At 61.4% G+C, this 21,963-nt stretch carries 20 protein-coding genes; 5 read left to right on the top strand and 15 right to left on the bottom strand.

What is annotated here, in order from left to right; genetic code table 11:
* Positions 1–55: 55 nt before the first annotated feature.
* Positions 56–1,024, bottom strand: a complete 969-nt coding sequence (locus tag ABIE62_RS04925) for a complex I NDUFA9 subunit family protein (RefSeq protein WP_354324051.1) — start codon at positions 1,022–1,024, stop codon at positions 56–58.
* A gap of 172 nt (positions 1,025–1,196) precedes the next feature.
* Here ABIE62_RS04925 and ABIE62_RS04930 point away from each other — a divergent pair, with 172 nt between their 5' ends.
* Entirely contained in the window at positions 1,197–3,353 is a 2,157-nt protein-coding gene (locus tag ABIE62_RS04930; protein ID WP_354324053.1) for a TonB-dependent receptor, read from the top strand.
* A gap of 41 nt (positions 3,354–3,394) precedes the next feature.
* Here the strand turns inward: ABIE62_RS04930 and ABIE62_RS04935 are convergent, their stop codons facing one another.
* The 7 genes from ABIE62_RS04935 to argB all read right to left on the bottom strand — a co-directional run bounded on the left by ABIE62_RS04935 (position 3,395) and on the right by argB (position 8,925).
* Positions 3,395–4,570 carry a saccharopine dehydrogenase family protein gene (locus ABIE62_RS04935; RefSeq protein ID WP_354324055.1) on the bottom strand — a complete coding sequence of 392 codons (1,176 nt, stop codon included), beginning with the start codon at positions 4,568–4,570 and terminating at the stop codon, positions 3,395–3,397.
* A gap of 105 nt (positions 4,571–4,675) precedes the next feature.
* On the bottom strand, positions 4,676–5,230 hold the full coding sequence (dcd, locus tag ABIE62_RS04940) for a dCTP deaminase (protein ID WP_354324056.1): 555 nt from the start codon (positions 5,228–5,230) through the stop codon (positions 4,676–4,678).
* Between the two features lie 89 nt (positions 5,231–5,319).
* Positions 5,320–5,943 carry a MarC family protein gene (locus ABIE62_RS04945; RefSeq protein WP_354324106.1) on the bottom strand — a complete coding sequence of 208 codons (624 nt, stop codon included), beginning with the start codon at positions 5,941–5,943 and terminating at the stop codon, positions 5,320–5,322.
* Between the two features lie 5 nt (positions 5,944–5,948).
* Positions 5,949–6,722: a Cif family virulence factor gene (locus ABIE62_RS04950; protein WP_354324058.1), complete on the bottom strand. Its 774-nt coding sequence runs from the start codon at positions 6,720–6,722 to the stop codon at positions 5,949–5,951.
* Positions 6,719–7,615 carry a bifunctional methylenetetrahydrofolate dehydrogenase/methenyltetrahydrofolate cyclohydrolase FolD gene (gene folD / locus ABIE62_RS04955; protein ID WP_354324060.1) on the bottom strand — a complete coding sequence of 299 codons (897 nt, stop codon included), beginning with the start codon at positions 7,613–7,615 and terminating at the stop codon, positions 6,719–6,721. The genes ABIE62_RS04950 and folD overlap by 4 nt, the downstream gene beginning before the upstream one ends.
* On the bottom strand, positions 7,615–7,908 hold the full coding sequence (locus tag ABIE62_RS04960; protein WP_354324062.1) for a YggT family protein: 294 nt from the start codon (positions 7,906–7,908) through the stop codon (positions 7,615–7,617). Before ABIE62_RS04960 ends, folD begins: the two co-directional genes overlap by 1 nt.
* A 105-nt stretch (positions 7,909–8,013) precedes the next feature.
* A complete protein-coding gene (gene argB, locus ABIE62_RS04965; RefSeq protein ID WP_354324064.1) occupies positions 8,014–8,925 on the bottom strand; it encodes an acetylglutamate kinase in 912 nt (303 codons plus the stop codon).
* 222 nt (positions 8,926–9,147) lie between these two features.
* Between argB and ABIE62_RS04970 the strand changes: the two genes are divergently transcribed.
* The 3 genes from ABIE62_RS04970 to ABIE62_RS04980 all read left to right on the top strand — a co-directional run bounded on the left by ABIE62_RS04970 (position 9,148) and on the right by ABIE62_RS04980 (position 10,853).
* Positions 9,148–9,342, top strand: coding sequence for a hypothetical protein (locus ABIE62_RS04970; protein WP_354324066.1), 195 nt, complete (start codon positions 9,148–9,150; stop codon positions 9,340–9,342).
* Between the two features lie 48 nt (positions 9,343–9,390).
* Positions 9,391–10,065 (top strand): hypothetical protein, encoded by a 675-nt coding sequence (locus tag ABIE62_RS04975; protein WP_354324068.1) that lies wholly within the window; start codon positions 9,391–9,393, stop codon positions 10,063–10,065.
* Between the two features lie 179 nt (positions 10,066–10,244).
* On the top strand, positions 10,245–10,853 hold the full coding sequence (locus ABIE62_RS04980) for a class I SAM-dependent methyltransferase (protein WP_354324070.1): 609 nt from the start codon (positions 10,245–10,247) through the stop codon (positions 10,851–10,853).
* A 111-nt stretch (positions 10,854–10,964) separates the two neighbouring features.
* Here the strand turns inward: ABIE62_RS04980 and ABIE62_RS04985 are convergent, their stop codons facing one another.
* Entirely contained in the window at positions 10,965–11,135 is a 171-nt protein-coding gene (locus tag ABIE62_RS04985; RefSeq protein ID WP_354324072.1) for a hypothetical protein, read from the bottom strand.
* On the opposite strand from ABIE62_RS04985, the gene ABIE62_RS04990 reads away from it, so the two are divergent.
* Complete coding sequence (locus ABIE62_RS04990; RefSeq protein WP_354324073.1) at positions 11,134–11,982, top strand: transglutaminase-like cysteine peptidase; 849 nt, start codon at positions 11,134–11,136, stop codon at positions 11,980–11,982. The two genes, ABIE62_RS04985 and ABIE62_RS04990, sit on opposite strands and share 2 nt — an antisense overlap.
* On the opposite strand, the gene ABIE62_RS04995 is transcribed toward ABIE62_RS04990, so the two are convergent.
* The 6 genes from ABIE62_RS04995 to ABIE62_RS05020 form a co-directional block, all read right to left on the bottom strand.
* Positions 11,928–13,193, bottom strand: a complete 1,266-nt coding sequence (locus tag ABIE62_RS04995) for an HlyD family type I secretion periplasmic adaptor subunit (protein ID WP_354324075.1) — start codon at positions 13,191–13,193, stop codon at positions 11,928–11,930. The genes ABIE62_RS04990 and ABIE62_RS04995 overlap by 55 nt on opposite strands.
* Entirely contained in the window at positions 13,190–14,221 is a 1,032-nt protein-coding gene (locus tag ABIE62_RS05000) for a cell wall hydrolase (RefSeq protein ID WP_354324077.1), read from the bottom strand. Before ABIE62_RS05000 ends, ABIE62_RS04995 begins: the two co-directional genes overlap by 4 nt.
* A complete protein-coding gene (locus ABIE62_RS05005; protein WP_354324079.1) occupies positions 14,221–16,359 on the bottom strand; it encodes a type I secretion system permease/ATPase in 2,139 nt (712 codons plus the stop codon). Before ABIE62_RS05005 ends, ABIE62_RS05000 begins: the two co-directional genes overlap by 1 nt.
* Positions 16,360–16,383: 24 nt before the next feature.
* Positions 16,384–17,781 carry a TolC family protein gene (locus tag ABIE62_RS05010; protein WP_354324080.1) on the bottom strand — a complete coding sequence of 466 codons (1,398 nt, stop codon included), beginning with the start codon at positions 17,779–17,781 and terminating at the stop codon, positions 16,384–16,386.
* Positions 17,782–17,799: 18 nt separating this feature from the next.
* Positions 17,800–18,462: an OmpA family protein gene (locus tag ABIE62_RS05015; RefSeq protein WP_354324082.1), complete on the bottom strand. Its 663-nt coding sequence runs from the start codon at positions 18,460–18,462 to the stop codon at positions 17,800–17,802.
* 92 nt (positions 18,463–18,554) lie between these two features.
* The coding region (locus tag ABIE62_RS05020) for a beta strand repeat-containing protein (protein ID WP_354324084.1) at positions 18,555–21,963 on the bottom strand (3,409 nt) is incomplete at its 5' end.

Consider the following 21,963-nt stretch of genomic DNA (forward strand, 5'->3'; position numbering starts at 1 on the left):
GCGTATCCAACGGCAGGCGGGAGCAATACGGCTCCCGCCGATGCTGATGATGGGGTCAGCCCGCCGCGCTGCGCGCCTTGGCGCGGTCATTGCTGAGGCCAAAGCGCCCATGCTTGCGGAACCGCGTCATCCACTTGTCGAGGAACAGGCCCAATGGCCTGGGTTCGATCCCCAATTCGGCAAATCCGCGCGCGCCGTCCGCCACGGTGCTGCCGGGTTTCAGCAGCGCCCACTGATCGCGGCTTATCGGGGTACCGGGCAGCGCCGCAAAGGCAGCTGACAGCCCATCGGGCACCGCGAAAAAATGCCGCTTTCGCCCTTGGGCTGCGGCGATCCGTTCATGGATTTCCATCATCGAAAGCTGCTCCGGCCCACCCAGTTCATAAGTGTGCCCGCCGTGTGCATCGGGATATTCCAGCGCGGTCGCCACCGCTTCGGCAACATCATCGGCATAGACCAGTTGCAGCTTCGCCTCTGGCCCGAACACCGGCAACACCGGGAGCATCTCGATCATCCCGCCAAACAGGTTGAGGAAGTTATCGTCCGGGCCGAACACGATCGAGGGCCGCAGGATCGTCGCCGTCGGGAAGCCCGCCATGACGCGCTGTTCGCCCAGCGCCTTGGATTTGGCATAGGCGGTTGGCGATGCCGCATCGGCGCCAATGGCGCTGATATGCACCATCGCGCGCACGCCCTTCGCCGCTGCCAGCCGCGCGATCGTGCCGGGTGCCTCGCCCATCAGTGCGGTCAGATCGCCATCAAACGCGCCGACCAGATTGACGACGTAATGCGCCCCATCAAGCGCAGCGGCAACGTGGTCGTCTTGGGTGATGTCGCAGGGAAGGAATTGCAGCTGGCCAAGATTGGCGAGCGGTTTGAGAGCTTGCGCCTTGTGCGGCGCACGGCTCGCCAACCGCAAGCGCGCGCCGCGTTCCAGCAGGCTCTGCGCGACATAGTTACCGATATAGCCGCTGCCACCGAAAATCGTGACAAGCTGGCCGGAAAGCGGGGATGAAGTGGGCATGGGTCAGGGTGCTCTTGGTGGCTGTCCAGTTGCTGGCAGCGCTTTGCGGCAACACGAGCCCGCAGGCAAGGGCCGCGATGCGTTGATCAGCATTTGCGGCATTTCCGCTTGCATTCGCAACACATCACTTTAAGTGCGTGATACGTTATCTCATTAAAGCAACGGGACCCCCATGATCAATCGCAAGAACCGCCTTGCCTCATCCCACCTCGCCCTCGCCGCCGTTCTCTGCGCGGATACTATCGCCGCCCCGGCGCTGGCAGAAACCGCGCAAGCTGAACAGCAGCCCGCGACCAGCACACCAGCCGGTGCCAAGATCGAGGATGACGTCCACAATCGCCAGACCGATGAAACCGGCAACATCATCGTCAGCGCTTCGGGCCTCAAAGAACTCGACTTGCTGGCAGGCACCAGCGTGCTCGAGATCGGCGACATTCAGCGCGATATGGTGACCGGCCAGATCGGCGATCTGCTGTCCAAGGTCCCCGGCGTGTCTGCCACCAGCTTTGCCCCCGGCGCCTCACGCCCCGTTTTGCGCGGCCAGCAGGGTGAGCGCGTGCGCGTGCTGGTCGACGGGATCGGCACGTCAGATGTCTCAAACACCTCTGCCGATCACGCCACCACCATTGATCCGATCACGGTTGAACGCATCGAAGTGCTGCGCGGCGCGGCGGTGCTGCTTTACGGCAGCCAGGCGATTGGCGGCGCGGTGAATGTGATCGACAAGCGCATCCCGACCAGGATGCCGGATGAAGCGTTCCACCTCGATGCGCTGGGCGGTATCGATAGCGCGACCAATATGCGCACCGGCGCAGCCTCGCTCGATGTCGGTGTCAGCTCGAACCTGGTGCTGCATGTCGACGGTTCGTGGCGCAAATCGGGCGACATAGAGATCGGCGGGTTTCAGGTATCCAACGCCCTGCGCGCTGATCTGCTTGCTGACGCCGCCGCGCAGGAAGATGACGGCGCGCTTGATGAAGCGGCGGCGCTGCGCGACGCTGCTGGTCAACGAGACCGCGTGGCCAATACCGCGATGGAAAGCTGGACGCTCAATGGTGGGCTTGGCCTGATCCTTGGTGACAGCACGTTTGGCGCATCAATCGGATACTACGACACCGATTACGGCGTTCCCACCCGACCCGGCGGAGCGGAAGGGGATGCGTTTGTCACCATCGGCCTCGAACAATTCCGCGCCGACTTCAAAGGCGACATCTACCTTGGCGAAGGCGCGGTCGAGCGGCTGAAATTGCGGGTCGGCTATTCCGATTACACCCATACCGAGTTTGAAGGGGCCGACATCGGAACCACCTTCGATTCCACCAGCATCGAAGCACGCGCCGAACTGGTGCAGAACGCCCAAAGTCTGCTGCGTGGGTCAACCGGAGTCCAGTTCATGCACCGCGATTTCTTCGCCCAAGGCGAAGAGGCCTATGTTCCGCCCAACCTGACAGATCAGCTGGCAGTGTTCACCTTGCAGGAATTTGGCACCGGCCCATTCCAGATCGAAGCTGCCGCGCGCGGCGAGTTCACCAATGTCGAAGCCCAGACGCTGGGCATCAAACAGAATTTTGACACCTTTTCGGGCGCGCTTGGCGTGGTTTACGAAGGCGTTGAGGGCGTCCGCATCGGCCTGAATGGTTCGCGCGCCGAACGTGCGCCGAGCGCCGAAGAACTGTTCGCTGACGGCCCGCACATCGCCACGCAGGCGTTCGAAATCGGCAACCCTGACCTCAAGACCGAAAGCGCGTGGGGGCTGGAAGCCTATGCGCGCGGCAATATCGGGGCGGGCACATTCAGCCTGACCGCATTCCGCCAGTGGTTTAACGACTACATCTTTCTCAACGAAACCGGCGAGGAGGAAGATGATCTGCCGGTGTTCGAATACCTGCAGCAGAATGCAGACTTTTACGGGATCGAAGCCGACCTGTCCTATCCGGTGATCGATACCGGAAGCTTCCGTCTGCTGACCGATCTCCGCGCATCCTATGTCAGAGCGGAACTGGCCGATGATACGGCTATACCGCGCATCCCGCCGCTGAGCTTGCTTGGCGCGTTGGAAGCGCAAACGACAGCGTTCGACGTGCGCGGCGAAGTGCAGTGGTTTGACCGACAGAACCGGGTGACCACGTTTGAAACCCCAACTGACAGTTTCACGCTGGTCAACGCGCTGATCGCATGGCGACCCCTGGCGGATAACAAGAACGTCACGGTGCAAGTCGCGGCCGACAATATCTTCGACGTGACCGGCCGCCGCCACGCGAGCTTCACCAAGGAGTTTGTCCCGTTGGTGGGCCGCAACTTCCGCGCGAGTGTTCGCCTGAGCTTCTGAGCCCTGTTGTGAGTCCCCCGCGCAGGCGGGGGCTCACCATCTCAGCTTTCAACCGCGAAGGTCAGTTCGGCGTGATCTTCCAGCCGCTTGACCAGATCTTCGCCCAGAAATGCGCCGGGCGTGCCGATCCCGCCCGGTTTGGCGCAGGAAAGCAGCGCGATCCCGGTCTCGCTCAGCATCCGGCTGGTTGAACCATAGCCCGGATCATAGCGCCCCTTCACGCCATATTGCAGCCGCCCGCCATCCGCCATATCGGCCACGAACACGACATCGTAGAAGCCGTTTTCGCGTTCTTCCTTGGTCGGACCCTCGCCGGGCTTGGGCGGCTTGGCACCGAACGGGTTTTTCATGAATTCCAACGCCGCATTGGCCGCTGCCTTGCCCGCTTCTCCGGGGCTGGTCAGCATCATCTCGTCATACTTGAAATCGGTGCCGTAAGGGTGGCCAAGCAGGAAGTTGGTGCGGTGCACGTTCTTGGTGTTGATCGGCGCCATCACGAACGGCGCGGCCCATTTGCCGAGATCCTCCTCGTGGCTGGGGATCATGCCCGAAGGCTGATCCGGCCCTTCAAACCCCGGCGTCAGCGCGAACGGATTGCGCAGCACGTTGATGATCGAGGGACTTTTGGCCGCCGCCTTCATCGTCGCGCCGAGGCTGGCCGCGGTGCCACCCGAAAACGTCCCCTGCATCGCCCGCACCCGCCCCCGGATGCGCGGGGCAGGCTTGTCGAAGCGTTCGACGCAGGCCTTCTGCGTCATCAACACGCCAAGATCGAAGGGGATCGAATCGAACCCGCTGGAAAAACAGATGCGCGCGCCGCTGGCTTCGGCGGCGGCCTGATGCTCGGCGATTTTCTGCGCCATCCATGCCGGTTCGCCGCACAGATCGGCGTAATCGGTGCCAGTGGCAACACAGGCGGCCACCAGCTTGTCACCATAAAGCTGATAAGGGCCGACCGTGCTCAGCACCACCTTGGTGCGCGCGCACATCGCTTCGAGATCGGCGCTGTCATCGGCATTGGCGACCACCAGCGGGGTGGTGGCAGGCGCACCAATCAGGTCGCGCACTTCCTCAAGCTTGGCAAGGTTGCGCCCCGCCATTGCCCATTTCGGGCCATCAGCGCGGCTGCCATAATGGTGGGCGAGATATTCAGCGACGAGCCGCCCAGTATAACCGGTGGCACCGTAAACGATGATGTCGAATTCGCGGGTGGCCATATGATCCCTCTTGAAACGGTCATTCCAGCGAAGGCTGGAACCTCAAGTGGATTAATGCCGCATTTCCGCCCGAGATGCCAGCTTGCGCTGGCATGACGTGAAGGGTTACAATCGCGGCAACGTCACTCCGCGCTGGCCCATATATTTGCCCGCACGGTCTTTATAACTGGTCTCGCAGCGTTCGTTGCCCTGCAGAAACAGGAACTGGCACGCGCCTTCATTGGCATAGATTTTGGCAGGCAGCGGGGTGGTGTTCGAAAATTCGAGCGTGACGTGCCCTTCCCAGCCCGGCTCCAGCGGCGTCACATTCACAATGATCCCGCAGCGCGCATAGGTGCTCTTGCCGAGGCAGATCACCAGCACATCTTCGGGCACACGGAAATATTCGACGGTGCGGGCCAGGGCAAAGCTGTTGGGCGGAATGATGCAAACATCGGTTTCGCGGTCGACAAAGCTATCGGGATCGAACGCCTTGGGATCGACCACCGACGAATTGACATTGGTGAAGATCTTGAACTCCGGCGCCACCCTTGCGTCATATCCGTAAGACGATAGGCCGTAGGAGATCACCCCGTCACGCCGCTGGGCTTCGACGAAGGGTTCGATCATGCCGTGTTCCTGCGCCTGTGCGCGGATCCATTTGTCCGAAAGAATCGCCATCCGCGATGGGATTCCCGATGGCGCGGGCAAGGGCAAGGCCGGGGGCGGAAATATCCCCCCTTCGCTTTGGTCAGCGCAACATCAACCCGTCACAAACCGAAGCTGCCTTTCAGCCCGTCGATCACATATTGCGCCGCCAGCGCGGCCAGCAACACGCCGAGCAGGCGGGTGATCACGGCTTCGACCTTATCGCCCAGCAGCCGGATCAGCGGGCCTGCCGCGACCAGCGCCGCTCCGGTAATCACCAGCACCGCTGCGAGCGCGCCGAGCACTTCGAACGATTGTGCCAGCCCGTCCGCCTCGTTCATCAGCAGCATCACCGCTGCGATCGCGCCCGGCCCGGCCAACATCGGCATGGCCATCGGAAACACCGAGACATCCTCAATCTCTGGTGAGGCGGCGACTTTTTCGGCGCGTTCCTCGCGGCGCTGGGTGCGTTTTTCGAATACCATGTCAAACGCGATGAAAAACAGCATCAGCCCGCCTGCGATGCGGAATGAATCCAGTTCAATATGCAGCGCGGCCAGCAATTGCTGGCCGAACAGCGCAAACAGCAGCAGGATCAGCGACGCAATCACCGTCGCCCGCAGCGCCATGCTGCGTGCTTGGCTAGCGCTCGCGCCCTTGGTCAGCCCGGCATAGATCGGCGCGCACCCCGGCGGGTCGATCACCACGAAGAAGGTGACAAAGGCGGAGAAGAACAACTCGGTCAGCACCATCACTCTCCGCTTGTCGGCGCAAGGTTTTGCTCAAACGCGGTGAGCCAACGACCCTGATAGAAATAGTCGGCAGCGGCAAACCGGGTGCCATCATCGCGGTGTTCCCAGCGCCAACGCAAGGTGCCGTCGCGCGACAGGCGGGCATCGGCCTTGCCTTCATCGCCCACGGGGATCGCGGGCGGCGGCGGGATCGCGGCATCACGGCGCGGGCATGAAGCGACAAGGCCCTGCACCGCATCAATCGAGGTGACGACGATATCGCCATCCTCAACCGGTTTGCGCGGCGGGGGCTGCGGCACATCGAGTCCGCCGACATCGAAGATGTAGCGATAATCGCCGCCGCTCTGGCGTTCCCACACGGTCAGAAAATTGCCGACCTTGCCCTCGGGCGTGGTGATGCGTCCGTGGCTGACGGCGACCGCCCCATCGCAGCTGATCACCACCGCGCGCGGTTCCCACTGCACTGCGGTAGGCGGATCGGTTTGCGTGGCGAGCCAGGGCTCGATTGCGAAGGGGCCGTTTTCACCGTGGAGCAGCGCGCCGGGGGCCGCGAACATGCGAAACGCGGTCCACTGTCCGTTTTCGCGTGCGGCGCGGGAAAAGGCGATTTCGGTGGCCACGATCGTGCTTGGCTGCGCGGCGCCGGGGGCGGTGGCCAGTGCGCGGTTGATCAAAGCTACGGTGCGGTCGCTTGGTTTCTGTCCGCCGCTCGCGCAGGCGGTCAGGGCCAGCGCCGCTGCCCCCAGCAATAGAAGGTAACCCGCGCGCCTCATAAGCCCTCCGGCGGTGCAAGCCCGGCATGGGCGTGGGCTGCAACCAAGGTATTTCTCAACAGCACCGCAATCGTCATCGGCCCAACCCCGCCCGGCACCGGAGTAATCGCACCGGCGACTTCACGCGCCTCGGCAAAGGCGACATCGCCGACCAGCTTGCCCCGGTCCTTGCCCGGTTCGGGGGGCAGGCGGTTGATGCCGACATCGATCACGGTTGCTCCCGGCTTGATCCAGTCAGCCCGGATCATTTCCGGGCGGCCCACCGCAGCCACCACAATATCAGCGCGGCGCACGATATTGGGCAGGTTTTTGGTGCGGCTATGCGCGATAGTCACGGTGGCGTTGGCGTCCACCAGCAACTGCGCCATCGGCTTGCCGACGATGTTCGACCGACCGATCACCACCGCATCCAGCCCAGACAGATCGCCGAGCCGGTCTTTCAGCAGCATCATGCAGCCCAGCGGCGTGCAGGGGATGAAGCCCGCCTGCCCCACGGCAAGCCGCCCGGCGTTGATGACGTGGAAGCCGTCAACGTCCTTGTCCGGGTTGATCGCGGCGATGATCGCCTGTTCATCGAGGCCATTTGGCAGAGGCATCTGCACCAGAATGCCGTCCACCGCCTCATCCTGATTGAGCCGTTCGATCAGCGATAGCAGCGCGGCTTCGCTGGTGTCGGCAGGCAGGCGATGTTCGAAACTGGCCATTCCGGCGGCGTCACACGCCTTGCCTTTTGCGCCAACATAGACCTGGCTGGCAGGGTCTTCGCCCACCAGCACCACTGCTAGGCCCGGACGCCGTCCGGTGGCCTGCGCAAACGCGCTCGCCCCCACGCCAATGCGCGCGCGCAGGGTTTCGGCAAACGCCTTGCCGTCGATAAGCGCGGCTTCGGGCATCAATAGGCCCCGGCAACGCCGATCAGCACCCGCGTGAGAATCTGCAGGCCAAGGATCAGCACCAGCGGCGAAAAGTCGATCGCGCCGGTATTGGGCATGATGTTGCGGATCGGGCGAAGCACGGGTTCCAGCAACCGGTTGATCGAGTCATATACCTGCCGAAGGAACTCATTGCTCGGGCTCACCACGTTAAAGGCGAACAGCAGCCCGATCACGAATTGGATAATGATCAGCATCACCAGCACATTGGTGAGCATCACGATGATATCGACGAGTACGGCCAGTCCTTGCATTGTGATCCGTTTCCATTGCCGGGGCGGCGGGGTGCGCCACCCTGTGATGTCCCTTATAGGCGTATTAGCGTCTTAATACGCCTCGCGCCACAATTGTGTTCCCGCTCAGGCGCGCACCAGCGTGCCGGCCCCGCGGGCTGTGAAGAATTCGAGCAGCATCGCATGACCCACCCGACCATCAAGCACCACCGCCGCTTCGCACCCGGCTTCGACCGCGTTGATGCAGGTTTCCAGTTTGGGCACCATCCCGCCGTGAATCACGCCGTCTGCGCGCAGGCGGTTGATGTCTGCGGGGGTGAGATCGGTCAGCAGCTTGCCTTCGCCATCCAGTACGCCCGCCACATCGGTGAGTAGAAACAACCGCGCCGCGCCCAGCGCCGCTGCAATCGCGCCCGCCATCGTATCGGCGTTGATATTATAGGTCGCCCCGTCCTCGCCGGCTGCGATCGGGGCAATCACCGGGATCATCCCGGCGGCCACAGCGGTGTCGATGATGGTGGTATCGACATAAGCAGGCTCGCCCACGAAGCCGAGGTCGACCACCTGTTCGATCAGGCTTTCGGGATCGCGGGTGGTGCGGGTAACTTTGCGCGCTGTGACCAGCCCGCCGTCCTTGCCCGATATCCCGATCGCCTTGCCGCCTGCAGCCGCAATCCAGCTGACAAGCTCCTTGTTGATCCCGCCAGAAAGCACCATTTCGGCGATCTTGGCGGTCGCTTCATCGGTGACGCGCAAGCCATCGACAAAGGTGCTTTCCACCCCCAACCGGGCGAGCATCTGACCGATCTGCGGCCCGCCGCCATGCACCACCACCGGGTTGATGCCGACCGCCTTCAGCAGCACGATATCCTCGGCAAAATCGCGCGCGGCGGCAGGATCGCCCATCGCGTGGCCGCCATATTTCACCACGAAAGTGCGCCCGGCATAGCGCTGGAAATAGGGCAGCGCTTCGATCAGCACTTCTGCCTTGGCGAGATCAGGGGCGTCTGCCCGAAGGTGGTCATTTGTGTCAGTCACCGGCGTTCCAGTTCTGTGGCCAATCGGCTTGTCGCCGCGCGCCCTAGCGGTTTGGCGGCGCGGGGCCAAGCGACTTGCTGCGCGATCTGGCAAGCTGACGCGCAATGCTAGGAATTTCATCGAGTCAGTGTTACTTTCATTCCGCTGTAATGTTTGAATCATCTAGTTCAACGAGGGGTGATGGCATCGGATAATCCGGGCTTGGCCTCAGGAGACATGGGCATGAGCGACGAAAATTCCGGAGCGCGGGGCACCAGTAATTCGCCTGCATCATCCGGCGACGGACGGCGGCAGGCAGACCGGCGCAAATCGCAGCAGCCTTTTGATGGCCCCGATCGCCGCAAGGCCGACCGGCGTTCCGGTGCCGACCGCCGCACCACGCCTCGCGCCGATGGGATCGTTGGCGAGGAGGAATAGCGCCTGAACGGCAGTGACCAGGCTGCGTTTTATGCTAGGGCTCCCCGCATGACCATGCCTCACCCCGTTTGCTTTCAACCCCTCCACCGTGGCCGCTGGGCCGCCTGCGGCGTGCTGTTGCTGGCAGGGTGCGCCGCATCCAGCGCTCCCGATTCGGTCGACCCGCAAACCCGCTTCTGGGCCGCCTTGGAAAGCCATTGCGGCAAGGCCTATGCCGGGCGGATGGTGACAGCCGATGCCGCCGACTCCGGCCTTGCCGGACGGGCGATGGTGATGGCGGTGACAGAATGCAGCGACACCGGGATTGCGGTTCCGTTCCACGTCGAGAACGCCGATGGCACATGGGATCGGTCGCGCACTTGGCTGATCACCCGCAACGATGCTGGCGGCCTGCGGTTAAAGCACGATCACCGCCACGCGGATGGCTCGCACGATGCGGTGACGATGTATGGCGGCGACACTGCGGCCCGCGGCACAGCGCGCGCGCAAACCTTCCCGGTGGATGCCGAATCCATCGCGCTGTTTACCCGCGGAGGCCTCGCCGCATCGGTCACCAATGTCTGGACGGTCGAGGTTGATCCGGCGGGGACGGCGGGCGCGACCTATGCCTATCAACTGCGCCGGACGGTTGCCGGGGGCGCCCCGGCGGAACGGCATTTCCGGGTCGAGTTCGATCTTACCCAGCCGATTGCCCTGCCGCCGCCAGCGTGGGGCTGGAAGTAACCTGCGCGGGTCTAACGGGGGTCAAGCCCAGCCCCAGACCCTCCATTCAAATCCGGGCCTTCCATTCAAATATCGTCGCTGCGGTCGGCAAATTAACTGAGGCCCTCCAATTGAACCATGAGTCACTGCTTTGCGGGAATGCGGCGCCATCCACGGCGTGCCGGATCTGCGACGGCGGCATGGCCTATCCCCGCGTGGATGTTACCGATCGCGCCTATTTCCAGTGTCGGCGTTGCGAGGGGACTTTCGTTGCATGGGAAGGCCTCCCAACCAGCGATGTCGAACGGTCGCAATATGAACTTCATGAGAATGATGCGAGCGATCCGAATTATCGGCAATTCGTCGGGCGACTTGTCGCGCCCCTGATCGAACGTCTTGCTGCGGGCGCTGAGGGTCTGGACTACGGGTGCGGTGAAGGCCCTGCCGGAGCGGCCATGCTGATTGAAGCGGGCTTCAACGTGACCCTTTATGACCCCTTCTTCGTGCCCGACGAGGCTGCGCTTGAACGCGACTATGATTTCGTTTTCTGCTGCGAAACGGCCGAGCACTTTCATGATCCGGGCCGCGAATTCGACAAGATGGAGCAGCTACTGCGTCGCGGCGGAATCCTCGCCATCATGACAGGGCTTGAATATCCGCAGGTCAATTTCGCCACGTGGCATTACCGCCGCGATCCGACCCACGTGACGTTCTATCGGCCAGTGACGATGGAACGGATCGCACAGGATCGCGGCTGGGAGGTTGATTTCCCAAGCAAAAACACGATCCTTTTCCGCAAACAGTCCTAGGATCAGGCCACTCCGGGCAGTCCCCAGTGGCCGAAAAGTCGCATCAACTACGGGATGTTGGTTGCCCCCCCATTAACCAATTATCGCGACCTCATCTTATATCGGTCGCCCTTACGCCTTCTGAATGCAGACGGCGAAGAAGATATGCTGGCACCACTTCAGGCTCCCCGGATGGATCGGGGTGGCCTCGCTGTTGGCGGGCATCAATCCGGCTCCGGCCCATGCGTATTTCTCGTCGGCAGCCGTCGGCGCCTTGTTCGGATGCACCAACCAGCTTTCCATGCCGCTCCCGACGGGCGCTGAGGGCCTTGAGAGCGGGAAGTCATCGGCCATTCTTGGCGGTCAGCCCAGTGCGCTTGACCTCATCAGCGCGCAGCAGGGTGGTGCCACCGCAACCAGCGTGTCCTATTCACCCGATCAGGCGCAGCCCGCAGCGATGACGACAATGTTGCCTTGTCCGCTAGGGGCCTTCGCTCCGACGGCGCTGATTGAACCTTCGATGACGAGGGCGCAGGCATCCGGAGAATTTCTCGGCAGTTCGCGTGTCTTGATCGGTAGCACGCCGCTCGACCGTGTCTGGCGGCGCGTTTCACGAAAGAGCGCGTCGGTATCGGCGACCGAATACCTCCAGAGGGACCGACTGGCATCTGACCTCGATCATGTCACAAAGGTCAATGCGTGGGTAAACCAGAACGTCGATTATGCCGAAGATCAGGCCATCTACGGCCAATCGGATTACTGGGCCACGGCGAATGAGACCCTGCGTCGGCGCAAGGGCGACTGCGAGGATTTTGCGATCCTGAAATACCAGTTTCTGGTCAATGCGGGTTTCGATCCGGAGTCGCTTTATCTGACCTTGGTCTGGGATGCCGTGCGTCGACGCGAACACGCCGTGCTGATCGTCAAGCTGAACGGTTCACACTATCTGCTCGACAACCAATCCGATCAGGTTCTGCTGGCCGATAATTCCCATGAATATTCTGCGAAAATGAGCTTCAGTGAGCGGTCATCGTGGCTCCACGGTTATACCGCCCGGCCCGATGCCGGCCAGACATTGGCAGTCAGGCGCATTGCCTATTTTTCTGACAATGCCGTATCGAATGCCCGCGCGACCGGCTTTAACAGATAGGAAAGAATGCTTTTTGAACCGGTTATGATTTCCACGTCGGTCATCATTCCGGGGACAATCGAAAATTTCTGGCCGTTCTTTTCAACAAAGCTGCGATCAGTTTCGATCAGGACGCGATAGTAGCTTTCGCGTTCCACTTCGTCATAAATGCTGTCGGCTGAAATCTCGACAACCTTGCCTGCCAGCCCCCCGTAAGTGGCAAAGTCATAGGCTGTGACTTTGACATTGGCGGGGTCTCCTGCCGCGACAAAGCCGATGTCACGCGGGCTGACCCGCGCTTCGACCAGCAAGCGGTCGCCAACAGGGACGATCTGCATGATCGTTTCGCCCGCGCTTACGAAGCCGCCTTTGGTCGTGATCTGCAGATCGTTGACGATCCCCGCTGCTGGCGAGCGCAGTTCGTTCCGGTTGCGCCGGGCCGATGCTCCGCGGATGCTTTCCTCGTTGACCGCGATCCGGGTTTCAACCTCACTGCGTTCATTCAACGCCTGCTCCTGAAAATCGAGACGCGCTGACTGAAAATCGGCCTGCGCCTCGCGAATTGATGCTGACGCGCGCCCGGCTGCCTGCTGCGCGGCCGCAAGCCTTCCTCGCACGTCGACCAGTTCCCTTTGGGCGGTCAGCAATTCGGTGCGGGGAACGATGCCCTGCGCCGCCAGCGGCTCAAGCATCCGCACCTGTTCCTGCGCCAGCCTGACGCTTTGCTGGAGTGAAGCGGCGGTCTCTTGCGCTTCGCGAAGGTCGCGCCGACGCTGTTCGATGGCCGCCGAGAGTGACGCCTCGCGGCTGCGCGCCGCGGCCAGCCGTGCGCGTTGAAGCTGTTGTTCTTCGGCACACACCGACCCCGGCTCACACCCCATCACAGAGCCGCTCGCTTCGCCCTCAAGCCGGGCGGCCTTTGCCTCAAGCCTTACGTTTTCTGTCTGGAGCTGGCCCAGTTCGGAGGCCGCCATACTGTCGTCCAGTCGGACAAGGAGTTGGCCCTGTTTGACCAGCTCCCCGCTGCGCACCAGTATGTCCGCCACAACTGACGGCTCTGCGGGTTGAACAAGCTGCGCCTGACTGGATGGGATCACCTTGCCCATGCCCCGAGTGACTTCGTCGACCTCGGCAAGGCTGCTCCAGACGATCAGCAGAAACAGCGCCGCCGCCGAAACGATGATCAGCTTGCGGTTCGCATCCAGAACTTCAAAGCGTTGCACCAGATTCATGGCAGTTGGCTTCCCGAAGCTGTGATTACTCGCGGCAGGGCAGCCTCGGATCGCTGTTGTTCAAGCGTGGACTGCAATGTCTTGCTGGCGGCAACCGGATCGGGAATCGAAAGCGTCCAGCCCACGGCGGGATCCATGCGTCCACCGACATCATTATCCGCGCGCCGTTCGGTTGGGCTGCGCTGCAAATGCTGCGGCAAGGCCGACGGCAGTTCGCCTTCCTGACCTTCATCATAGGCGGCGAAGCGCCTTGGATCGAAGGTTGGATAATGCTCGCTGCCAGTCCAACGCGCCGAAAACCGCGTGGCATCGCCTGCGCGCCCGGGGAAACGATAGAAGATGTGCCGCCCTTCGACATGAACCTTTTCAAGGCGGTACGCCCAATAAGGCAAAACATAATCGGCATGATAGTGCGTCGCGGTTCCCACGGCCTTTTCCACGTGCCCGGTCAGGGCCGCTTCGGCTACGTTAGCCGATTGGCGCCAAAGGTGGCCGACCGGACGGCGCGCAAGCGAGCCGTCACACGTGTAACTGAACTGGCAGACTGGCTCTGACCACCCCTGATAGACCACACCGCAGACCGACGAGGGGTAGGCAGGGTGGGTGACCCGGTTGAGAATGACCTGCGCCACGGCGCGTTTGCCAGCCGGGCTTTCGTTGGCAGCCTCGTAATAGATCGCCTCTGTCAGGCAATGCAGTGCGGTCTTGTAGGTTGCCGCGCCTGCCGCCCCAGCCCGGAATGGCTTGGCAAACCCGGCAGACGTGGTGACGAACGGGATCAGGGCATTGCGCTCCTCTGCGCTATACGTGCCCGTGTCGATCAGGGCTGATGGCTGCACAGTCAGCTTTTCAAGATCGCGCGCCAATCCGGCAGGCATGGCTGAGAGCGCATTATTGGCGCCCACTGAACTATCAGACGCGGTCGGCAAACTGGGCGCGGCCAGCAGCATGAGCAAAGCTGCCACGCCGGTCGCTTTCAGCGGGCCTGAGCCAAGCCGCAGTGGCGCGATCCTAGGCAGTCCCGGCATCACGCTTCCACCCTGGCGCGCAGGTTTTTGAGGATTTCAGCCTTCGGCCCGTCTGCAACCACCCTGCCTTCGTTGAGGACGATGATCCGGTCGCAGATATCGAACAGGGCCGGGCGGTGCGTGGCCACAATCAGGGTCTGCTTTTTCGATAGTGCGGATTTCAACTTCTCGACCAGCATCGCCTCGGTATGAGAATCCATCGCGCCTGTGGGTTCATCGAGGTAGAGCATTTCGAACGGGCTCATGAAGGCGCGTGACAATGCCAGAAATGCGCGTTGCCCGCCCGACAATGTGCGTCCCTGCTCGCCCACTTCGCGGTCAAACCCCGCAGCGTCGCGGGTCAGGAAGCCATCAGCCCCGGTTTTGACCAGCGCGTTGATGATATCTGCATCCGAGGCCCCCGGCGATCCGAGGGCGATATTTTCACGGATGCTGCCCGTAAAAAGGTTGGCATCCTGACCAACAAAGCGGAAATTGCGCCGCAACTCTGCAGGGTAGAACTGGCGGCTGTCGATCCCCTCGATCCTGATCGCGCCATCGGTTGGCGGATAAAGCCCGCACAACAGGCGGCCCAAGGTGGATTTGCCCGAAGCAACGCGTCCGACAATGGCGATGCGCTCGCCCGGCTCGATCGTGAGATTGATGTTGCTGATGCTGGCGATTTCGCTGCCGGGATAGGCGAAGGACACATCTTCGAGGGCAATGCGATACCCGTCTCGCTGCGATGGAGGCAGGCTGATGCTGCCTTGCTTTCGTTCGTCGGCTGCGGCGAACATCACCTCGATCGAATCGAGCGCTTCGCGTGCCTGCCGACCGCGCGTCAGCAGGAACGCGATCTGGCCGGCCGGAGCAAGCGATCGCGATGACAGCATGACGATTGCAATGATCGCGCCCATGGTGATCTCGCCCGCAGCGAACAGGTAATATCCGCCCACGACGAGCGAAACGCTCGAAACTTGCTGGAATGACGAAGCAAGCGCGACCGCCCTTGATGAGATCTGCCGCAGCCGCAACTGCGATTGGCTACCGATCCGGGACAGGGACTGCCACTTGCCGAGCAGCCGACGTTCCCCGGCGATGCTCTTGAGGGTTTCCATTCCCGCAACCGATTCAACCAGAACTGTTTGCTGGAGCCCCGCATCGGATTGTGCATCGCGGGCAGCGTCGATCACCTTGCGCTGCAAGATCATTCCGGCGATCGCCATGATGACGAGCGCGGCCAACGGAACCAACGCGAGCCACCCTGCGATGTAGGCAATGACCGCGATAAACAGGGCCAGAAACGCGAGGTCAACAACCAGAACCACCGTGGTCGACGCAAAGAATTCGCGAACCAGAGTATATTCATTGACCCGGGCAGCAAGCGCACCGGTGCTGCCCCGCCGCTCATTCATCGGGGTCGACAATATTCTTGAGAACAGCTTCTGGGAAAGGTTGATGTCCAAACGTCGGCCGATCTCGTCGACGACGTTGGTTCGCGCTGTCCGGAGCGCAAATTCCAGCAGAAAGGCGAGCGCAACGCCCGAAGCCAGAACCCAAAGCGAGGATTCTGCCCTGTTCGGGATGACCCGGTCATACACATTCATTGAGAACAGGGGGAGCGACAACGCCAGCATGTTGATCAGCAGCGATGCCAGCAATACCGATCGAAAGGCCTTGCGCTCCTTGCGCAGCTCGGACCAGAACCAGTGATTGCGACCTTTCGCATGCCACGGCGCATCCTTGGCACGAAGCGCGTCGGGGTTCGCCACGACACTGATGAATTCGCCTGAAAACGCGCTGTCGAACCCGGAAAGAGGCGTCCAGACTGGCTCGCTCGCGTCATCGGCAAAGGTCAAAACATCGTCTGCTGATAGTTCTAGCAGCGCGATAACCGAATTGTCCTGCATACGCGCAATGAGCGGGTAGGCATCAGGCTGTCTTGGCAGCCGCCGCGCGGTCGAAGCCTCGTGATTGAAACCAGCGAGGTCAAGCGCTGCGCTTGCCTGATGAAATGGCAGCGCGCCGGACTCGTCCCGTGGAAGCGCATTGAACAGCACTCTGGGATCTGGGGTGCCGAAATGCATCGCCACCCGGACAATCGCAAGGATCAGTGGATCCCGCTCGGATGCCTCTGTGAACTCTTGTGAGTACTGCACTCTGATACTCCGGAGCTTATGCTCCTATTCAGGATAGCGACGTCGCTGTAATTCCGCCGGACGCGAGGGCCCATAATCAAAACGATCGCGTTCTGCGGCCCCGGCTCCCGTACCGGGTGCGATACTAAGCGCGCTGAGGAAATTATTCGTTGCCGCCAATACTTGATATTGTGCGAACAGCTCGGAGAAGCGCGCCGTTTCGCGGCGAACCTGCGTGTTGAACCGGGTGTTTTGCGCATCAAGCACGTCAAGCAATGACCGCCGCCCGATGTTGAACTGGCTACGGTAGGAAAGGAGCACGTCATCACTGACCTGCGCTTGGCGTTCCAACGCACCGAACACCGTTTTCTGCGTTGTCATCGCCGTCCACGCGTTGCGAACGTCTTCTTCCGCCTGGCGAACCCGGTCATGCAGGCGGAAACGCGCCTCGCTTGATCTGCGGACCATTTCCTGAACCTGCGCTGCGCGGCGACCACCATCGAACATCTGCCAGCGAATATACACCCGCCCCTGGATGTCATTGGTTTCGCCTCTGAAACCGTCAATGTCATCGCCGATCCGGCCGGTCACATCAACACCAACCCTCGGGGCAAGTTCGCCACGGGCCGAAGTAACCATTGCGTTGGCGGCATCCACATCTGCCTGCGCTTCACGCACAAGCGGATTGGCAGTGCGCGCCTGACCAATCGCTATTTCCTGACTGCCGGGTAGGTTCTGTGCGAGGGACGGTGGAAAGTTCGCGCGCGTGATGTCGAGGCCGGTCAGCCGCTTGAGAGCGGTCTGGGCGTTGGTCAGATCTTCTTCGGCTTGGGTCTTCAGGACTATCGCCCCCTGCAGACGTTCTTCGGCCTGCTGTAAATCAGCCACGCTGATCGAGCCTTGGGAAACGCCTTGCTGCAAACTGCCGGTCATTTGCTCATGAAACACAACATTGTCCGTGGCTGCGGCGACGATGCGTTCCTGCAAAAGGATGTTCAGATATTGACGCGACACTTGCAGAGCGATGAATTCCGACCGCTCAAGCACCCGCAACGATGCGCCATCCACCCGCGCAGCCTGCCGCAACAATTCGCCGCGGCGACGCCCGAAATCGAGTATGGTCCAATCCCCTCTGACTTGCGCTTCAAGCGGATTGAGCCAGTCATCGGCAATCCCAAGCGCCCTGCGGGTCTGGTTCTCAAGCCTGCGCGCGCCTGCCGATGCTTCTACATCAATCGTGGGGAAATAGAGCGATTGCGCCTGTTCCCGTTCGAATTGAATGGCTTCGGTATTCATCTGAGCCTGGGAAATCTCAGGATTAGATGCGACCGCGGATTCAATTGCCTCCTGCAACGATACCGGGCCTGCCTCGCTCTGTGCCATTGCTACAGACGAACACGTCGTCAAAGCTATGGCGATGGCGATGTTTCTTGCGGTTTTCATCTCTGCCATTCCCCCCAGTTATTTCGCTGTAATCTCGACGCGGCGATTTTCCGGACTGCGCGTTCCGTCGGCTAACGGCACGCGCGGATTCGCCTCGCCTTTGGCATCTACGTTGATGACTGTCCCCGCAGCCACTTTTGACCGCAGCGCCGCTGCGACAACGTCAGCCCGTTGCTGCGACAAGGCCAGATTATACTGGTCACTGCCCGCCTGATCAGTGTGGCCGACGACGGCAAGAGCGGTCCATCCGCACGCATTGGCCTGCTGTGATGCCGAATCCAGAATGGACATTGAATCGGCCTGAAGTTCAGTCGAATCGAACTCGAAAAAGACTGTCACCAACCCGGCATCTGTGCAGAAATTCGGGCGGCTTGGCGGCGGGGGCGGCGGGGGAGCGGGTCGCGCCGCAGGGGCACGCGGCGTGCGGTTCATCAGATCATACGCCCGCGCGCACTTGCTGATGCTCGCTTCGTCGCGGGTCGAAGACTTCATGTAGCCCAACGCGATCCCGCATTGCACCTTGGCCTCAAGCGCCCAAAGATGGCGGCTGTCATTCGCTGACGTCAGGCGATCATCGAGCGAGGCGGCTAACGCCGCATCGTAACGATTCGTCAGTTCATTGACGAGAGCGCCACCCTCCAGCGCCCCAAGCTCGGAAGCGTTGGTCGTTTGGGCGCTCACAGCCCCCCCGGCCAAAACAATGTAAGCAGTCGCCGATGTCAGCGCCAGTCTCGCGAGTCGCATGTGAACGTCCCCCCTTTTAGTTCCGTCTGTTAACCGTGCATTAGCGCAAGTTGTGCGGCTTCGTCGACCATAGATGTGTCGGGCACCGAAACCGAAGCCAAGGTCGGCCCGGATAGGTCTGCAGACAACAGGCTGACCAGATGATCGGTGTTCACCGCCTCATGCGTGATATTGTCGTTGCTACCACTATCGACAAACTGGTCGATCACGAGGTCGACAAAACTGCCGCCAAGCGCATCACTCAAAGTTTGCTGCGCGAGCCCTTCTCCAAGCAGACCGGCCAAGTTCGGATCGATGTCCCCGGGCAGGGCAGCCTGTTCACCGCCAAGCAGCAGCAGGGCTTCCATCATGCCATGATCCGATGCGCCCGGGCCTTCAGCGAAGACCTCAGTCGCAAGGGGCTCATGCTCAATGGTCGAAAGCTGCAGCGGTGCTGCATCCACCACTTCGCCGGAAAACTCCAACGGGTTCGAGCCGAATTGCGTCGCTGCATCAAGGGTCGACCGCGAGCCAGCAGAACTGACCGAGGCCACCGCCGTGCCATCGCCGCCCAAAAGCGCGTCGACACCAAAGTCAGCAAGGCCGGAGCCGCCAGCCAACGCCAGACTGTCGCTGACCATCTGGATCGCTGGATCGCTTGCAAGGCGGGTGCCGAGCGAATGGTCAATGTCCACCTGAGCTGCGGCAGACACCGGCAGCCCCACCAGCATACCGGCCAGTGCCGCATAGTTCACCGTGCTTGCGGCCAAGCGCTGCTCGATCGCTGAAGAGACAGTGTTGCTGGACGACTGGTCATGGATTGCGAAGGGCAAGGTTGCAACACCGACCGCGCTGGCTTCTCCGCTGGCTGCGCCAGCATCCTGGATCGGGTCAACCAGCGCATTGGCAAGGTCATAGGTTCCTGCGGCCAACGTGCCCGTGCCATTCGCCGTGAAGGTTGCTGTGCCTTGCACCACCACCTCACCATTGGCTTCCGAAGAGCGGATATTGTCATCCGAAGTCGCGATCGACGTGATGCCCAGCGATGGAAGCGTAAGCAGTTCACCGTTATCGACCACACCATTCTGGTTGGCATCCTGCCAAACCCTCAGGCTGGCCCAGATCGGATCGGCCGGATCCAGAGCGCCCGCGATACCGGCCGTGTCGAAAGCCGACAGCGCCGCCAAAGCATCCTGCATATTGTTGCCGAACACGATTTCAGCTGCGCCATCGACCTGGTTATTGCCGTTGGCATCACGAACCAGAATGCCGTCATTCGCGCCGACCCAGGCGGTCGCTTCTGCGATCCCGTCGCCATCAAGATCAAATGCCACTCCGGCTTCGGTGCCGACGAACTCAACCCCATCCCCGTCCAGATCAAGCGCCAGCATGGGGGAGACCGGGTTCACGGTAACATCAAGATTGACGGAGCTGACGATATCACCGTCACCGTCGATCACGGATACCGGCACAAAGAAGCTTACCGGAGTATCGGTAGCCACCGAAGCGCCGAAGTCGCCGATCTTGAACGTGTTACCGCCCACCCAGCCCCATTCGATGCTGTTGAAACCGTCAGCCGTAAAGGCGGCGATCCGGGTGTTATCTCCAACCCCTGCTACATCGACGACACCATTATTGAATGTAACGGTGAACAGGCGTCCGCCAATGGTAATCGCGCCGCTCGCGCTGATCGTGTTAGTCTGCCCGTTGAACGAAATCGCGATACTCGTGATCGGGTCTGGCAGGCCGTCGCCGACATTCCGTACCGTTCCGCTGTCATTGTCGTCAAAAGCGGAAATCCGAACGGTCGAAGCATTGTTGATCGCAGTAAAGAGCGCCGAAGCGCCATTGACAGTATAGTGGCCATCAAAGTTCTGCGTGTCATCGCCGTCGTTGAAGTCACCACCCGGCACCGGGTTTCCGACCAGATCGATGACATAATCGACACGCATCGCCTCGCCCGAACCGACCGAGTTGCCCCCCGCAATACCGCCCTCATTCGCATTGGTATTGACCGTGCCGCCGCCGACGGGCGTGAGCAAAAGATCGCGGCTGTCATTGTCACCCGGTTGGGTAAAACCAGCCCACGAACCATTGCCGCCGACGAAATCCAAACCAGCATCATTGAAGTCGATATTGGTTATCGAATCGATCGGCTGGCTGATCTGGACAACGTATTGGTCTTCGGCACCGCTCGGCTCGAGCGTGATGCGGAAAACCTCGGTTCCGTCGGTCGACTTGTTTGCGAAGAGTGTTCTTCCGTCGCCGCTGAGCGAGTATGTGATCGGCGCAAGGCCCGATGTGAGCGACTGACCGGCAAGCGCAGTGATCGTTGCGGAAGTGAACACCACGCCGCCCCGGCCATCAGCACCAAGGTTGTCGTCGACGTTGCCGTTAACCGTATCGAGGCTGAACACACCCAACGCGCCCATGATATTGGCCATGCTGGCGGCTGCAGGAACGACCGCCACCGGCGTGTCATCATCGATAGTAACGGCAACGACCCCGGTGGACACCGCGACGTCACCATCCCCATCGGTTGCCTGGATCAAGCCGCCAAACTGGATGGTCAAGTCATTCTCATCCCCGCCCGGCGCGTGGTCGAGCGGCCCACTCAGCGTGAATGTCCAAGAACCTGTGTCGGCGTCGAGCGTAAAGGAGAATATATCTGCTCCGCCCACGCCCTGGGTCGCAGTAATGGTGTTGCCGGTTACGTCATAGGCAAGGTCGATACCACCAGAGGACAGGCTCTGGGCTTCCAATGCGGCTTGCACTTGCGCGCTGCTGATAAAGCCAAAGCTGCCTTGCCCATCCGCACCGAAATTGAACAGACCAGCGGCGGAACCTGTGGCAGTTAGCGCCTCACCCGGAACGTCGCCGATGCCGCCGGGTATGCCGCCGGGAAGACCATCCTCGTCGACAGTCCCGGTGCTTATTCCCCCGATGGCAAGCGGCACATCATCGATGATCCGCACGTCAAGGCTGGCATTGGCATCGGAGCCATCGGTATCGGTGACCACCACGGTGAAGCTGTCGAACACGCTGTTCTCGCCGTCGCCGTCCGGGTGCGCGGTGTTGTCTTCGAGCAGGTAGGAATAGCTGATCGTCCCGCCGATCACAGTGCCGCCAGCAATGGTAACCGGCGTGAACCCGGTGATGGTGAGCAGGCCTGCCGCCGTGTCGATGGTCTGGCCGGGCACGAACGCGCCGTTCTCGAACACCGTGACCCCGCCAATCGTGACCGTTGCCAGCCCATCGGGGCTGTCGATCGTGAAGCTGCCGGTGCGGGTCAGCGCCGCCGCATCGGGCGAAGAGCCGTCGGCAAGGTCGTCCTCGTCAACCACCACTTCGCCGCCGACCACACCAAGCCCGTTGATCACCACGCCGTCATCGGCGCCGTTGATGGTGATGGTCAGGGTCGTGCTCGCGCTATCGTCGTCGCCATCGGTGATGGTGTAG

The sequence above is a fragment of the Porphyrobacter sp. MBR-155 genome (assembly GCF_040547625.1).
Taxonomy (GTDB): Bacteria; Pseudomonadota; Alphaproteobacteria; order Sphingomonadales; family Sphingomonadaceae; genus Erythrobacter.